Here is a 14,913-nt window from a genome sequence, read left to right as displayed (position 1 = left end):
CTCCGGTCAAACGCGTTCAAGAAGAGCAACGGTGCCCTGGCCGCCGTCAGCGCAGATGCTGACGATCCCGCGCGACCCCACCGGCAGGGCCCACAGTTCCTTCACCGCTTGGCTAAGATCGCGCGCGCCGGTCGCCCCGAAGGGATGTCCGATGGCTACCGAACCGCCATTGGGGTTGACCCGAGTCCAATCGAACTCGCCCATGGCGGCCTCGACGCCGGCCTTTTCGCGTACCCAATCCGGATCGGCGATGGCCGCGACATTGGCCAACACCTGGGCGGCGAACGCTTCGTGGATCTCCCACAGAGCGATGTCGGAGAAGCCGAGGCGATGCCGCGCGAGCAAGCGCGGTATCCCGTAGGAAGGCGCCATCAGGAGCCCTTCCGTATGGAGGTCGACTGCCGACACTTCGTAGTCGACGAGCCGCGCGAAAGGCGTACCGGCGGGGAGTCTCCTCAGACCCGCGTCGTTGGCAACCCAGCAGCCGGCCGCTCCATCGGTGATGGGGGAACTGTTGCCGGCCGTCAGGCTGCCCTGTCCGCTCTCCCGATCGAAGGCTGGCTTTAGGGCGGCGAGGCGCTCGGCAGACGTATCTGCTCGCGGGTTCGCGTCGCGCGCCAGCTCCGGCAGAGAGGTGACAAGGTCGTCGAAGAAGCCGTTGTCCCAGCCGGCGACGGCTCGCTGGTGGCTCTTTAGAGCCCAGTCGTCCTGTGCTTCGCGCGAGACACGCCAAGCTTTGGCGGTCTCCTCCATGTGATCGCCCATCGTCCGACCGGTGATGCGGTTGGCCCACCCCTTGGTTGGAAGCACGAAGTCGTGCGGCGTCAGCGATTGCAGCGCCGAAAGTGCCGCGGCCGGATCCTGCCCGAACAGATCGGTCAGTCGCTTGGATGCTTCTGCGGTTAAGGCAAGCGATGGCCTGCTCATGACCTCTGCGCCGCCGACCATTGTCAGGTCGGTCCCGCCACCAAGCAGTCCTGCCGCAGCGAAGGTTGCAGTCATGCTGGTCGAGCACGCTAGGACAACGGAGAACGCGGGGATGCTGGGGTTGAGCTTGGCGTCCAGCCAAACTTCCCGAGCGATGTTGCTCCATCCCAGGTTGGGTATGACGGTTCCCCAAACAGCCAGGTCGGGCTCCGCAAGATTCGCCATCGCCTGGACCACAGGCACTGATAACGAGACCGCGTCGTAGTTGGCCAACGCCCCGCTACCTCGGCCGAAGGGTGTCCGTAGCCCAGCCGCTACGAAAACAGGTTCAGCAAAGCGGCTCATACTGATCTCCCGGACATCGAAAGTTGAAAAAGAATGAGCGTGGGCGCTTCGCTGCGTTTAACCACCATAACGCTCAGTCTTGATGATGGAGGGGTCCAGGCCTGCCGAGAGCGCACCATCCGTTGCGATGGTGACGAAGCCGTTGGAGCCGCAGACGAAGACCTGCGAAGGGTTTCGGCCGAGACGGGAGATTGTCTCCTTGACCATCAAGCTGTCGATGCGCCGATCAAAGTCCGACGCGCGCATGGGCGCCTCGCGGGTTATCGCCAGCGCCAAGCTGAATGCCGGGTCGTCCGTTTCAATTGTGTGCAGTTCCCTCGAGAACAGCACGTCTTGGGCGGTCCGCGCCGACAGGAGCAGCGCAACCGGGACCGACTGCGCTAGGGATCGGCGCTGGCGGATCATCGCCATCAGCGGCACCACGCCGGAGCCCGCTCCCATCAGTAGGACTGGCTCGTCAGCGGGCTCCGGCCATAGGAAATGGCCACCGAGCGGTCCGCGGAGTTCGATCTCGTCGCCGGTTGCTGCGATATCATGGAAGAACGGTGAGACCTCGCCATCGTGAAGGCGCTCGATGGCGAGTTCGAGGATCGGAGATGAAGCGGGCGACGAGGCGATCGAATAGCTTCGCATCGCGGTGTAGCCGTCCGGCGCGGTCAGACGGACATCGACATGCTGGCCCGCGACATGAGTGAACGGGTTCCCCAACCGCAGGAAGAAGCTCTTGATACTCGGAGTCTGTTGGACGATTCCGTCGATGAAGCAGGACTGCCACGATGCGGGTTGCGCGCCGATCTCAGTCATGGGTGTATCTTTGCTCGCGCCAAGGATCGCCGTAGATGTGGTAACCACGCAGCTCCCAGAAGCCGGCTTCATCGCGCGTTGTGAATTGCAGCGCGTTCACCCACTTTGCGGACTTCCAGAAGTATAGGTGGGGAACGAGGAGGCGCGCCGGTCCTCCATGGTCGCGCGGAAGCGGCTGGCCCTCATAGTTCAGAGCGACCATCGCCTTCCCCGACAACATGTCGGCCAAGGGAACATTCGTCGAATACCCATCGTAGCAATGCGCCAAGACGAATTCGGTTGGCCGCTCAATCCCTGCTGCCGCAAGGATGTCCTCGATGAGCACGCCTTCCCATGCAGTATCGAGCTTGGACCAGGACGTCACACAGTGAATGTCTTTGGTCACCTTCGTCTTGGGCAGCGCGTTGAACTCGCCCCAATTCCAGACCTTAATGGGTCTCGGGCCGATCTTGACCGTGAACTTCCAGTCGGATGTCTCAATGCGCGGCGTCGGTCCCGCTGTCAGAACCGGAAAATTCTCAACGAGGTGCTGACCAGGCGGAACTCGGTTCGAGTGGTCGCCGCCTGAGCCGCGGCCCGTAAAACCTCTGGTGACCATGCCCAACCCCCTTGCTTGTCACGACAGACCGAAACCGGGTTCATCACAGACTATTAGGAGCAAGAACGTAGCGTAAGCAAAGGTCATGCTTTCCGATAGGTCGGATATTAGATCACCGGTGTTCGTTGCAGTATTAAGATGATTTCGCCCACTATGAGTTACGACGATTGCCTAGATACTATAGAGGCATATCGCCAAGTTTGACCAATGCCTGTTCGCTATAGTTTCGATAGCTTCGTAGAATAGTCGAGGGAGCGCTGAGGCGAGAGGCGGCCCAGCGTCGGCCAAGGGTATAGAAACTATGCTGAGCAGCTATTGGAATTGTCTATCATAACAATTCATAGTCGTGGCTGCCGAAATCCTGGTTTTCTGAGGCATAGTTCGAAAGAAATCCCGATCTTATCGATCAAGAGACCTCAAGACGAACAGCGCAGATACGTGCAGCAGTTCGTCTGTCGCCGCCATCACCGGCCAGACATGGCCTGCTGCATTGAGGTTGGAGAAATCGGTGAGAGAGACCGGACCGCAAGCGCCCGAGCTTCGTGTGCAGCATTGGATCGGCGAGGATGGACACCGCCTCGATGCGTCCATCAAGCTTTCAGACATCGGTCCCGGGCCGAAGATTCTGTTCGCATTCCAGCACTGGTGCCGTGGCTGCCATCTGCATGGCTTTCCCACGCTTCAAAGGTTGCATGGGGCGTTGGAATCCAGGGGCGTCGGGTTTGCCGTCATCCAAACCGTCTTCGAAGGCGCCCAAGAGAATACGTTCGAAAAATTGCGCGTCAATCAGCTTCAGTACGGCCTACCTGTCGCCTTCGGTCACGACGAGCCACTGCCAGGCGCACCGTTCCCAACGTTTATGGGGGATTACCACACCCGGGGAACGCCGTGGTTCGTGGTGATCGATGCCGATGGTCACATTGTCTTTTCTGACTTTCATCTCGATGCGGATCGTCTTGTGGCAGAATTCGAGCGGGCGTGATCTATGCCGCGTTGGCTGATCCTAACCGCCACTCACATCCTCGTCTTGTCCGTAGGCTTCGCCGGCGGGATCTACCTGCTGCCTATCCTGACTGCGCCGCCTTCGCCCACTGAAGTTGCGCTTCAAAACTCTGCTTCTGAAGCGGTCTATTTTGGTCGATTTGCGCGCGATCTGGAAGGCAGTGATCTCCTCCATTGGGGCACTGGAGAAGTTCGGATTGCGCCCGATCGGATCGCGCACCTAGGGCGTCTTTCGCCTGGTCCGGATTACAAGCTCTACCTCGCGCCCCGGTTCGTCGAGACCAAGGCGGCCTTCCTCGAGATCAAAAGCTCTTCGGTTAGGCTGGGCGATGTGAAGACCTTCAATGGGTTTATATTGCAGGTGCCCAGAGGCGTCGATGTTGACGATTACAGTGCAGTTGTCATCTGGTGCGAGGCTTTTGATCAATTCATCAGCGCTGCAGAGTATCGTGTTCCACATCAGGCTCTCAAATGAGCCAGGTAATGGACAATGTGAAGGCTGCTTGCACGCGTGGCCTCGTCCTCGCGCCAGTAGCCGCCTTGCTGTTGAGCGTCGCCATCTTGCTGCTCGGCAACGGGCTGCTGGGCACGCTTTTGATCGTCAGAGCTGGTCAGGAGGGCTTCTCGGCCGCTGCGATCAGCGCGATGATGTCGTTCTACTTCGCAGGCTTCACGATTGGCGCGCTGGTTTTGCCTCGCATCATTGTGTCGGTGGGGCACGTACGGACCTTCGCCGGCTTTGCGGCGATCGCATCGATGACCGCCCTTCTCCATGTAGCGTTCGTAGATCCGGTAGCTTGGATGCCGCTTCGGCTCGTGACCGGCTTCGCATATGCGGGTATGATCCTCGCAACGGAAAGCTGGCTCAATGCCCACGCGGTTCAATCCACACGCGGTCAGCTTTTGTCGATTTTCGGCGTTGTATCCATGGGTTCTTGGGCGACCGGACAGGCGCTCCTCAACATCGCTCCACCCGCCGATGTTACACTTTTCCTCATCGTCTCGCTGCTGATATCTGCCGCAGTGGTTCCGATCACTCTACTTCCCAGTCATTCGCCGGCCGATGTACGGCACGAGTCGGTTGCATTCAGGGATCTCTTTTCTGTTTCGCCCTTGGCGTCGATCGGCGTCTTCTTGGCCGGGCTGGCCATAGGCGGCTTCTGGGGCATGGGGCCCAATTTTGCGCAAAGGATCGGTCTCGACGTCGTCGGCATCTCCGCCTTCATGGCCGCAGTTCTCGGAGGAACGCTTGTGTTGCAATGGCCGCTCGGTTGGCTCTCCGACCGGGTGTCCAGGAACCTGGTCATCGCAGGAGCGGCGCTGGCATCCGCCGTGGCAGCCATCGGCGTGTCGGTGGCGGCAGACGCCCCTTTGCCCGTCCTTCTTGCGGCGGGAGCGCTCTTCGGCGGTTTTGGCATCCCGATCTACTCGCTGTGTCTCGCCGCCGCGAACGACGACCTTCCTCCAGGGCGGCTGCTCGGCACCGCGCGAGGGCTTCTGCTGCTCAACGGGATCGGAACGGCGGCCGGACCACTTGTCGGGGGAGTGGTGATGGATCGTGTCGGGCCCGGTGGGCTGTTCGTCTATGCTGCTGTCCTGCTGACCATGCTAGCGGTGTTAGCGGGCCTACGCGGTCGCTCTCGCTCCGCAATCGAGGTAAAGGCGACACGTTGCCCGAGTACGCCGATGATCACCGCCTCTCTCGATGCGATGATACGAACCCAGGACGAGCCGCAGAGCGTTCGGAACTAGCGCTGCGGCCCTGGCGACCGTTTGCTATGAGACAGCTTCGACCTTCAGCTCTCGGCCGTTGAATTGAACGGTCTCGCCGGCCTGAGCCCCGTCGATTACCTCGAAGATCGGCGCCATCGTCGATATGCCCATAAGCTCGCGCCCATGGCAGACGAACTTGTCCGTTGACACCGCGACGACGAAGTAGCGACCCGACAACTTGATGACCGCCCCTTCTGTAACCGCCGTCTTCGGTCCGAAGTCGATTGTTCTCAGCTTGTCGAGCTTGTCGGCGTAATCGTCCAGCGTATCGTCGAGCGCCTCGGCGAAGTCGCTCGCGATCTCGGCTTGTGCCTGTTCGTCGTTCTCGATCGGCTCGCTCCGATCCAAGCGAGCCGTGGAAACATAATCGAGATACTTGTCGCGAGCGCTCTGCAGAGCAGCGGTCTCCAACGACAGCATCGTTTCCCGGATGTGGTCTTTATTCCAATCCATCTGCACCTCGTCGCATTGCAATTTGAAATGATAAGCCGATCTATCGGAGCAAGCCGTTGAAAGGCCGCGTTCCGCAGTCGGCGCCGTCATTCGTCGATGATGACGTCTTCGCCCTGGTAGGGGATCCTGATCAGCCGAGGATCCCGAATGATGCTGGTCACGAGCCAGACATACGTCTGTTCTGCGGTATCGAAGCCGAGAATGCTGAATGCGCCGCCGAACGGGCATGCCGGAAAGTCGGGGAAGCCTTCTCGAAGAACGTAACGCTCGGGTTCGCGATCGAATTCGGCCTTGTAGACCTTCCGCAGCCCATGCTTGCTCGGAACGTCTTCGTCGCCCGCAGGCGCTGTTTCACGATGTTCCAGGAGGCGCTCGGAAAGATCACGGTGGCAGATCTCGTCGAACACGTCGAAGGCATCAATCAGCAAACCTTTTCGCTCGGTCGCGGGATCGGTGATCGCGTAGATGTTCGAAGCATCTTCGGCACCGTCCCCGCTTTCGAGACGCAGCGCTGCGTCGACGCGAATGGAGCATGGATCGAGCCTCGATCCCAGTTCGAGATCGACCAGGTTGCCGTCCTTGACGCGGTACTCGCGGTCATAGCCCTTCGCGACGAAGGACTGCACTGCTTTTAGAACGTCGGTCACTTGGGCTGTCATTGATGCACCTCGAGTTCACGTTGGGACGGAAGAGCGGCCGTGGACGGCGCGCGGCAGCCTGCTGGGTCTAGTCGCGGCTCGCGCGTAGCGATCACAGCCACTTGGCCTTCTTGAACCGCACGAACAGGAAGAGGCAGAACATCAGCATGACACCAAGCACGACGAAGTAGCCGTAAGGCGTGTCCAGTTCCGGCATGTTCTTGAAGTTCATGCCGTATATGCCTGCAATCGCTGTCGGCACTGCGAGGATCGCGGCCCACGCCGCAAGTTGGCGGGTGACGACCCCGATTCTTTGCGCTTCGAGAAGGCTGCTGAACTCGAATACAGTGGATAGCACCTGCAGGAGGCCATCGACCATGGACTGGACACGATCAACATGGTCGGCAACGTCGTTGAAGTAGGGCCGCACCTCAGCGCTGATGCAGGGAAAGTGTCCGCGCACGAGCTTGCGCACCAGCTCGGCCATAGCGCCAAGGGTGCGCTGAAAGCGCGTCAGCTCGCATCTCAGGCCGAAGATGCGAGCAACGTCCTCTCGCCCAAGGAAGTCGTCGAGCGATCGCCTTTCCATCGCAAGTACGTCATCCTCGATCATTTCGAAGATGGGCAGATACTGATCCACGATCCGGTGAAGGATCGCGTGGAGGACGTAATCGACGCCTTTTCCGAACTGGGCGGGCGAACGCTCGAGTTGCTCTCGAAGGTTGCCCAATGCACCAGCGTTGCCGTGGCGAACGGTGATAAGATGGTTATGGCCAGTAAAGATCGCCGTCTTGCCGTAACGTATGCGGTCCCCGACCAGCTCAGCCGTCTGGGCGACGACGTAAAGCTCGCCGTTATAAACTTCGAGCTTGGGCGGGCATATCGGGTGCATCGCGTTGTCGATCGCTAAAGGATGCAGATTGTAGGTCGCCTGAAGCGCCCTCAGTTCGTTGACGGAGGGCTCGCTGAGCCCAATCCAGCAAAAGCCCGAACGGTTTTTGTCGAGTTCGACGCGCTCGTCGATAGCTACTTCCCGGATACGTCGACCCTCGTTGTAGTAATATGCAGCGATAACACTCATGCTGACCTCGCCGGAATGAGCAGCCCACGTTGGACTGCTGGGCGCGCGAGGCCGCGATCCAGCCACGCTTGGACATTCGAATGATTGCTAAGCCGCAGTAGGTCGCCGGCGTCGTAGGCGCCAACCAAGGCGTTGACCCAGCCGAGGGTCGCAATGTCGGCGATAGAATAGTCATCGACGATCCAGTCGCGCCCGTCCAGTTGGCGGTCTAAGACTCCCAGGAGGCGTTTGGATTCATCAGCGAAACGCTTCTGAGGACGCTTATCCTCATAGTCCTTGCCGCCCCCGCGCAGGAAAAAGCCGAGTTGACCGAACATCGGGCCAATCGCCGACATCTGGAAGAATACCCAGCTTAGCGCCTCGTAGCGCTTGGCTGATGCTCTCGGGACGAGCTGGTCGGCCTTCTCCGCCAAATAAACGAGGATCGCGCCGGATTCCCAAACGCCGAGCGGCTTACCGTCCGGACCCATTGGGTCGATGATCGCTGGTATGCGGCCATTCGGGTTTAGCGAAACGAAGGCCGGATCTTTGCTTTCGTTCTTAGAGATGTCGATAAAGTGCGGCTCGTACGGCAGGCCGATCTCCTCGAGCATGATCGAGACCTTGACGCCGTTGGGCGTGGGCGCGGCGTAGAGCTGCAGGAGGTCAGGGTTGGATGCCGGCCAGCGTTGTGCGATCGGAAACGACGAAAGATCTGGCATGATGTGGCGATCCTAACAACTCGATGGCTGAGGAGCGGTATGACCGCTTGATTAGCTGGGTTTCGGGCCCGCACCATCAGTGGATGCGGGTCCGATGGTGCGACCCAGGGGCTCAGCCGCAAATGTGGCTGCAGCTATTCCGCTGCCGCGCCGGCCTCAGCCTGGGTGTCGCCAGCGTCTTTACGCTTCGGGAGCACCCAGTTAGCGCGCGGGAAATGACAGGTATATCCGCCCGGCCTCTTCTCCAGATAATCCTGGTGCTCCGGCTCTGCTTCCCAGAAGTCACCCACGGGCTCGACTTCGGTGACGACCTTGCCGTCCCACAGTCCGGACGCGTCGACGTCGGCTATCGTATCTTCGGCGATGCGCTTCTGCTCCTCGTCGATGTAATAGATGCCAGATCGATAGGAGAGGCCGCGGTCGTTGCCCTGGCGGTTCTTTGTCGTCGGATCATGGATCTGGAAGAAGTATTCCAGGATATTACGGTAGCTCGTCACTGTCGGGTCGAAGGTGATCTCGATCCCCTCCGCATGAGTGCCATGGTTGCGATAGGTGGCGTTCGGCACGTCGCCGCCGGTGTAGCCGACGCGGGTCGAAACGATGCCGGGCTGCTTGCGGATCAGATCCTGCATTCCCCAAAAGCATCCGCCAGCGAGAACAGCGCGCTGATGCATGTTAAGCCTCCTCTACTTGGTCGAGATACTCGCCATAGCCCGCGGCTTCCATCTCATCGCGCGGGATGAATCGAAGCGATGCCGAGTTGATGCAGTAGCGCAGGCCGCCGCGGTCGGACGGCCCGTCCGGAAACACGTGGCCAAGATGGCTGTCGCCGTGCACCGAGCGAACCTCCGTCCGGACCATGCCATGCGAGCTGTCTCGCACTTCGTTCACGTGAGCCGCGACGATCGGCTTGGTAAAGCTCGGCCAGCCAGTGCCGGACTCGAACTTGTCCGTCGACGCGAACAACGGCTCGCCGGATACGACGTCAACGTAGATGCCCGCCTCCTTGTTGTCGTTATACTCGCCGGTAAAGGGTCTCTCGGTGCCGTCCTGCTGGGTGATCCGGCGTTGTTCCGGGGTCAGGCGTTCGATTGCTGCCTGCGACTTTTCAAACTTCATGGTGAGTCTCCATTACTTAGTTAGAGGGCCAGGCACACTACGTTCAATTTATCACGTCGATACTCACATCAACTATCGCAGTGGCTCCAACGATAATCCAATACGTCGTGCGTATAGTTTCTATACCGCACATGCCTCTTGCTTGGCGGGTCAACTCCAATCGTAACGGGCTGCAAGCTGAGCGACTTTTCGTATCTCGACCGGTGCCGTAGATCCGGACACGGTGGCGATTACGATCTCACGCTCCAACGCGAAGCCCTCGATCGGCCTTGTGATCAGGCCGTGGGTGGTGGCCGCGCGTTCGGGCAAAATGCATATCCCCCGCCCTTCGGCGACGACGCGCTGCACCCAGTCGTCTCGATCTGAGCGGAAGCGAGGGCGCATGCGCACCTCTCGACGCGCGAAGTGCTCGAAGATTTGATCGCGGCACTCGCATTTCAGTCGATCGACGAACGGGAAAGCAAGCAGGTCTTCACCACGAACGACTTCGCACGCCGCCAAGGGGTGATCTGCAGCGCAGCCGAGCACGAAGCGCTCCCGGAAGAGAGGACGCACATCAAGTTTACGATCCGGCCTTGATTCGCGAGGCAGGATGCACGCGTGATATTTGCCTGAGAGCACCTCCGACGTGTCCTCGCCCGATTGGAGCGAGTGCAGTTTGATCTCGATGGACGGCACCTCTTCCAGCGCGCTGTCGAAAAAGGCTGTGAAGGTCCTCGGGCCGACGCTGGAGGCGACAGCAACGTCGAGAACACGATGCCGCCCCATTGCCCAGTTTTCCGAGTGGTGTCTTACGCTCTTCATCGCGACCAGCATTCGGCGGAATTCCAACTCGACGTCCTGACCCAGGCTCGTCAGCCGGCTGTTCTTCCCGTCACGATAGATGAGCGGTCCACCGAGTTCCTCCTCCAGGCGGCGGATCGCTCGTGTCAGGCTTGGTTGTGAGACACCACTGAGACGAGCAGCCGCAGTGAAATTCAGCGTCTCGGCCAAGTTGATGAAATAGCTGACCTGATTGAGTTCCATAGCCCTTTGGCCTGCGCCCTGACGAGTGGCACCCCAGAGGACCGATCCGACTACAGCCTCAGAAGTATGCGCGACGCATATAATCATGGTTTAGGGGCTTGTCTATATGCGCCGCGCATATAGAAAGAATGTCTTGGGCTGCTAGTTCGGGTCGATGGTGCTCCTGCTAAGCCGCCGTTGGAGGCTCGACGCATATGGCAGGAACGCGGTTCACGTTTGCCGGGGGAGGGGGGTCTGAACTAACCGGGCACCTGGAGGCGCCAGAAGGCACTCCTCGCGGCTGGGCGATTTTCGCCCATTGTTTCACTTGCGGGAAGGACAGCCGCGCCGCCGTGCACATCGCACGCGCGCTCTCGCGGGCCGGTATCGGCGTCTTGCGGTTCGACTTCGCCGGCACAGGGATCGCGAGTTCCGCGGAAGAAGCGGTAAGCTTCGCTTCTGACGTCGACGATCTGAGGGCAGCCGCGGAGGCCATGGCGGCCGCCGGTATGCCACCCGCCCTCCTTGTCGGGCACAGCCTGGGTGGAACGGCTGCGATCGTAGCCGCTGCCGCGCTGCCGGATGTCGCCGCGGTGGTGACGATCGGTGCGCCGGCCGACCTTCAGCATATCTTGCGCGTTTTCCGGCCTGGCGACCTTGACGCGATAGCGAGCGAGGGCGAGGCCTCTGTGGAGATCGCTGGCAGGCCCTTCCTCATCCGCCGCACCTTCCTGGAAACGGTAGAGCGAGCCGACATCGAGAAGTCCATCGCCGCGCTTCGACGTCCGGTGCTGGTCATGCATTCGCCGGTGGACCAAGTCGTGGGCATCGAGCACGCCTCGCGCATCTTCGTCGCATCACGCCATCCTAAGAGTTTTGTCTCGCTCGACACGGCGGATCACCTTCTCACCGACGTCGACGATGCGAACTACGCCTCAGCTATGGTCGCCGCGTGGGCCAGCCGCTTTCTTCCGCCGCTAGCGGCGGATCTTCCGCAGGTCGAGGCGGCAAAAGGTGTCGTTGCGTCGGAGACGCTAGCGGGGAAGTTCCAGCTCACGGTCCGCAGTGGCGAGCATACTCTGTTCGCCGACGAGCCGGAATCGGTCGGAGGTCTTGGGAGCGGCCTGTCTCCCTACGAACTGGTGTCAGCCGGGCTAGCTGCCTGCACGGTGATGACGATGCGCCTTTACGCCAACCGCAAGGGCTTCCCGCTCGAAAGAGCGACGACGAGCGTGCGGCACGAGAAGGTGGCGGACATAATGCCTCCCGACCGCTTCACACGCACCATCGTTCTCGATGGGCCGCTCAGTGATGATCAACGCGCGCGCATTCTTGAGATCGCGGATCGGTGTCCCGTCGATCTGACGCTCGTCCGGGGTTCTGATGTGCAGACCGAGCTTTCGAGCGGCGGCCAGCCTGCAGGTGCAAGGCCGTCGAACTGATTGGCACACAGCGTTTAGGGTGATCGGATGATGAGCCTGCCAGCTACAGACCAGACGCCGACGCAAACCGAGCGAGCGATACTCGCGGGTGGCTGTTTCTGGGGCCTGGAGGATTTGCTGCGCCGCGCCAAGGGGGTCGTGGCCACGCGTGTCGGCTATATTGGCGGTGAAATGCCAGATCCGACTTATGCGAGACATTACGGCCACGCGGAAGCCGTCGAGGTGACCTTCGATCCGTCCATTCTGACGTATCGGGCTCTACTGGAACTATTCTTCCAGATTCATGATCCGACGACCTACGAGCAACAGGGCAGCGACGTCGGCCCAAGCTATCGGTCGGCGATATTCTATACGTCTAAAGCGCAGATGGACATCGCCTTAGCGACGATCGCCGAGATCGAAGCCTCGGGTCGCTGGCCTGGGCCAGTCGTGTCCGAGATCAACCCGGAAGAATCCTTCTGGGAGGCTGAGCCCGAGCATCAGAAGTATCTCCTGCGTCAACCCGGTGGCTATAGCTGCCACTTCCCGCGACCGACCTGGCGATTGGACCGAGCGAACCGATGAGCGAGCTTCGACTATCATCGACAATACTGCTGCAAGGGTGCTCGCGCTTTGTCGTGCTGCCAGCCGGGTCACCGTCATGATGCCGGAATACGTGATCGCCGGCTTGTGGGGCCTTTTGTCGGGAAGCGGACTGCTGGTGGGGGCGGTGCTGGCGGACGTGCTTTTCGGGCGGCTTACTCACCGCATGATCTCCGCAGTCATGGGCTTTGGTGGCGGCGTGATGATTGCCGTTGTCGCTACCGAACTCATCGGCGATCGCGTTTCGGCCGGGATGGGCCCATTTGCGATCTTCGCGCTACTCGCCGGAGCTGCGATCTTCAGCGGCACGAACTGGTTTTTGTCTCGCCAAGGCGCGAAGCACCGAAAGCGATGCGGTGAATGCACGGAACAGGCCACTGAACAGGAGCACCGCGGTAGTGGTGCTGCAATTGCGCTCGGCAGCGTTCTCGACGGAATTCCAGAGGCCCTTGTGATCGGGATGTCGGTGGCTGGTGGCGGCAGGATCAGCCTGGCCGTCGTGGCAGGCTTCTTTCTTGCAAACGTGCCCCAGGGCCTATCGAGCACTTCAGGAATGAAGGTTGCGGGCCGACCCCGAAGCTATATCTACGCGGTCTGGATCGGCATTCCCCTACTCGTTTGCGTTGCCGCCGGTGTGGGAAATCTCATCCTCGGCTCGGCATCGACTCAGGCGCCAGCCATCCTTTCTTTCGCGGCCGGCGCCGTCATAGCGATGCTGGCAGAAGCTATGATTCCCGAAGCGTTCGAAAAGGCGCCGCCGTTCATAGGGCTCATCACGGTCGTGGGATTTCTGGCGGCATATCTCATCGCTCAACATTGATTCATGCGATTGCGATGGTCCTACGCCTCGCCGCTGTTCTCGCGATCTACGCCACGCTCATGCAACTCGGCATCAATCGGGCAATTCGTGCAACCCTCATAGCAACACAAGCGGCAGATACGGTAGGAATGCTCAAGATTTTCCAGGCGATGCCGTAAGACGCGTTCCGCGATGTCGCAAAGAACTCTCAATTCGTCTGGGCTTAGGATGGATAACCCCTCAGCGATCACCTCGTCGCGTGAGGAAAGGACTTCGTCGCTCGCTACCTTGCCCGCCGCAGTGAGATAGAGAGACCGGGTGCGACCATCCGTGAAATGCTCACGGCGTTCGACCAATCCCTCAGCAGCTAACCGATCCACCAAACGGACAGTCGCTGCATGGGAGAGGCCGACGCCGATGGAGAGCATGCGAATCGAGAGCCCAGGCATGTGCGCAATCAACGCCAGGGCCGATGCTGCGGGTCCAGCTTCCGGCGCCCGCGATGAACTAGCGCGAACGATGTCGTCGCTGATCATGAGTGCGAACGCCCCGAAGATATTTCGATCTCGAGGTCCATCCATTGTCACATCTATATGTGCGCGAAGCATAGACAGCAAGTCATACGCGTGTGGTGCGGGTCGGCAAGCGTGCGGAAAAAAGGCCGGATTCCCAGAGGCTTACGACGTTCCGCCGATGACGCGGGAGATTGAAACTCCGCAATTTAGATCATGGCGCGCACGGACTGCCGATACCTGGCGGCTATAGATCGGTGAAGTTTGCCGTGGTTTCGGCTGCCTTGAGGCCGAATCACATCGTTCCAGCGCCAGCTACGCGTTGTGGCCAAATGTTATCGGCAGGCCTGGGAGCTCGCTTTCTGCGTCCCACCTCAACCGACTCACCCTGGTCAGCCACGACCGTGCTTTAGCCGCAGCCAGCCGGCAGATGGATATCAAACCCCCTATCCGTCTTGGGGACGCGTAGGCCTTGAACGCGTTTCACGCAGCCCCCCAAAGAACGGCTGCTTGTTTGGACGGCGCAAGCTGGATCGTCCGTGCTGACACTGCCGCGTTGACCCCGAGTGCCCACCCAGATAGGTCTATGCGTGACGCATACATAATGTGTTGTTGCGCACACGCCGCCAGAGCCGATTTCGTGCGCCATGTTTCACTGAGCGAATGGCGGATGCTTCAGTCAGTAAGGCGAGCCAGGGGAGATAGGCATGACGGTTAAGGTCGCAATCAACGGTTTCGGTCGGATCGGGCGACTAGCCTTACGGTCGATCGTCGAACTACATCGAGAGGACGTCGAAGTGGTTGCGATCAACGACCTCGGGCCGGTCGCTACCTTGGCGCACCTTCTGAGGTACGACTCGGTTCATGGTCCCTTTCGTGGATCGATCGACCTCGGCGAAGACTGGATCGACGTCGGGTCCGGTAAAATCAGGGTGTCGTCGGAACGCGATCCAGCAAACCTGCCCCATGATGAGCTTGGTGTTGACGTGGCGCTCGAATGCACGGGTGTTGATTTCCGCGAAGAACTGACCCTGGATTTCCACTGAGAATTGACCCGGGCTGATGGTGGTCGGCGGTCAGGTGGCGGTCAAGTTTCGTGGCTTCTCCCTGGTGGGTTTGGGTGGCTTTGCCG

17 protein-coding genes and 1 pseudogene are annotated in these 14,913 nt (G+C 60.2%); 7 read left to right on the top strand and 11 right to left on the bottom strand.

The genetic code is table 11. From position 1 onward, the window contains the following. Positions 1 to 6: 6 nt before the first annotated feature. Genes VRZ77_RS15495 through VRZ77_RS15485 form a run of 3 tightly spaced genes read right to left on the bottom strand, consistent with a single transcriptional unit; the run spans position 7 to position 2,674 of the window. The gene (locus tag VRZ77_RS15495) at positions 7 to 1,272 is read right to left on the bottom strand and encodes an acetyl-CoA C-acyltransferase (RefSeq protein WP_038303931.1); all 1,266 of its coding nucleotides are present in this window, start codon (positions 1,270 to 1,272) and stop codon (positions 7 to 9) included. 57 nt (positions 1,273 to 1,329) lie between these two features. Continuing rightward, the gene (locus VRZ77_RS15490) at positions 1,330 to 2,076 is read right to left on the bottom strand and encodes a ferredoxin reductase (RefSeq protein ID WP_037520589.1); all 747 of its coding nucleotides are present in this window, start codon (positions 2,074 to 2,076) and stop codon (positions 1,330 to 1,332) included. After that, on the bottom strand, positions 2,069 to 2,674 hold the full coding sequence (locus VRZ77_RS15485) for a sulfite oxidase-like oxidoreductase (protein WP_037520588.1): 606 nt from the start codon (positions 2,672 to 2,674) through the stop codon (positions 2,069 to 2,071). Before VRZ77_RS15485 ends, VRZ77_RS15490 begins: the two co-directional genes overlap by 8 nt. Positions 2,675 to 3,182: 508 nt before the next feature. Between VRZ77_RS15485 and VRZ77_RS15480 the strand changes: the two genes are divergently transcribed. Genes VRZ77_RS15480 through VRZ77_RS15470 form a run of 3 tightly spaced genes read left to right on the top strand, consistent with a single transcriptional unit; the run spans position 3,183 to position 5,428 of the window. Next, complete coding sequence (locus VRZ77_RS15480) at positions 3,183 to 3,656, top strand: TlpA family protein disulfide reductase (RefSeq protein WP_037520721.1); 474 nt, start codon at positions 3,183 to 3,185, stop codon at positions 3,654 to 3,656. 3 nt (positions 3,657 to 3,659) lie between these two features. Then, positions 3,660 to 4,151: a DM13 domain-containing protein gene (locus tag VRZ77_RS15475; RefSeq protein ID WP_037520587.1), complete on the top strand. Its 492-nt coding sequence runs from the start codon at positions 3,660 to 3,662 to the stop codon at positions 4,149 to 4,151. An 8-nt stretch (positions 4,152 to 4,159) separates the two neighbouring features. After that, a complete protein-coding gene (locus VRZ77_RS15470) occupies positions 4,160 to 5,428 on the top strand; it encodes an MFS transporter (protein WP_037520584.1) in 1,269 nt (422 codons plus the stop codon). Between the two features lie 24 nt (positions 5,429 to 5,452). Here VRZ77_RS15470 and VRZ77_RS15465 read toward each other — a convergent pair whose 3' ends face one another. The 7 genes from VRZ77_RS15465 to VRZ77_RS15435 all read right to left on the bottom strand — a co-directional run bounded on the left by VRZ77_RS15465 (position 5,453) and on the right by VRZ77_RS15435 (position 10,467). Then, entirely contained in the window at positions 5,453 to 5,902 is a 450-nt protein-coding gene (locus tag VRZ77_RS15465) for a hypothetical protein (RefSeq protein ID WP_037520719.1), read from the bottom strand. Between the two features lie 86 nt (positions 5,903 to 5,988). Next, positions 5,989 to 6,549: a hypothetical protein gene (locus VRZ77_RS15460; RefSeq protein WP_229342198.1), complete on the bottom strand. Its 561-nt coding sequence runs from the start codon at positions 6,547 to 6,549 to the stop codon at positions 5,989 to 5,991. A 103-nt stretch (positions 6,550 to 6,652) separates the two neighbouring features. Next, entirely contained in the window at positions 6,653 to 7,621 is a 969-nt protein-coding gene (locus VRZ77_RS15455; RefSeq protein ID WP_037520579.1) for a magnesium and cobalt transport protein CorA, read from the bottom strand. Further along, on the bottom strand, positions 7,618 to 8,322 hold the full coding sequence (locus VRZ77_RS15450) for a glutathione S-transferase N-terminal domain-containing protein (RefSeq protein ID WP_037520577.1): 705 nt from the start codon (positions 8,320 to 8,322) through the stop codon (positions 7,618 to 7,620). The genes VRZ77_RS15455 and VRZ77_RS15450 overlap by 4 nt, the downstream gene beginning before the upstream one ends. A gap of 134 nt (positions 8,323 to 8,456) precedes the next feature. Further along, on the bottom strand, positions 8,457 to 8,996 hold the full coding sequence (gene msrA, locus VRZ77_RS15445) for a peptide-methionine (S)-S-oxide reductase MsrA (protein ID WP_037520576.1): 540 nt from the start codon (positions 8,994 to 8,996) through the stop codon (positions 8,457 to 8,459). A gap of 1 nt (position 8,997) precedes the next feature. Then, on the bottom strand, positions 8,998 to 9,441 hold the full coding sequence (gene msrB, locus VRZ77_RS15440) for a peptide-methionine (R)-S-oxide reductase MsrB (protein ID WP_037520575.1): 444 nt from the start codon (positions 9,439 to 9,441) through the stop codon (positions 8,998 to 9,000). Between the two features lie 150 nt (positions 9,442 to 9,591). Continuing rightward, complete coding sequence (locus VRZ77_RS15435) at positions 9,592 to 10,467, bottom strand: LysR family transcriptional regulator (RefSeq protein WP_037520573.1); 876 nt, start codon at positions 10,465 to 10,467, stop codon at positions 9,592 to 9,594. A gap of 194 nt (positions 10,468 to 10,661) precedes the next feature. Between VRZ77_RS15435 and VRZ77_RS15430 the strand changes: the two genes are divergently transcribed. From VRZ77_RS15430 to VRZ77_RS15420, 3 genes are all read left to right on the top strand, one after another. After that, positions 10,662 to 11,888 carry a bifunctional alpha/beta hydrolase/OsmC family protein gene (locus VRZ77_RS15430; protein WP_037520572.1) on the top strand — a complete coding sequence of 409 codons (1,227 nt, stop codon included), beginning with the start codon at positions 10,662 to 10,664 and terminating at the stop codon, positions 11,886 to 11,888. Positions 11,889 to 11,918: 30 nt separating this feature from the next. Continuing rightward, positions 11,919 to 12,452, top strand: a complete 534-nt coding sequence (msrA, locus tag VRZ77_RS15425; RefSeq protein WP_051886815.1) for a peptide-methionine (S)-S-oxide reductase MsrA — start codon at positions 11,919 to 11,921, stop codon at positions 12,450 to 12,452. Positions 12,453 to 12,528: 76 nt separating this feature from the next. Beyond that, on the top strand, positions 12,529 to 13,290 hold the full coding sequence (locus tag VRZ77_RS15420) for a ZIP family metal transporter (RefSeq protein ID WP_051886772.1): 762 nt from the start codon (positions 12,529 to 12,531) through the stop codon (positions 13,288 to 13,290). 20 nt (positions 13,291 to 13,310) lie between these two features. On the opposite strand, the gene VRZ77_RS15415 is transcribed toward VRZ77_RS15420, so the two are convergent. Beyond that, on the bottom strand, positions 13,311 to 13,805 hold the full coding sequence (locus tag VRZ77_RS15415) for a MarR family winged helix-turn-helix transcriptional regulator (protein WP_206366640.1): 495 nt from the start codon (positions 13,803 to 13,805) through the stop codon (positions 13,311 to 13,313). A gap of 683 nt (positions 13,806 to 14,488) precedes the next feature. Here VRZ77_RS15415 and VRZ77_RS15410 point away from each other — a divergent pair. Then, positions 14,489 to 14,791, top strand: a pseudogene (locus tag VRZ77_RS15410) (glyceraldehyde 3-phosphate dehydrogenase NAD-binding domain-containing protein); the annotation flags it as partial. Positions 14,792 to 14,913 lie beyond the last annotated feature (122 nt).

The sequence above is a fragment of the Ancylobacter sp. G4_0304 genome, from assembly GCF_047501495.1.
Classification (GTDB): Bacteria; Pseudomonadota; Alphaproteobacteria; order Rhizobiales; family Xanthobacteraceae; genus Ancylobacter.
The sequence above is the reverse complement of the archived record's forward strand: the minus strand, read 5'-3'. Positions and strand labels throughout refer to the sequence as shown.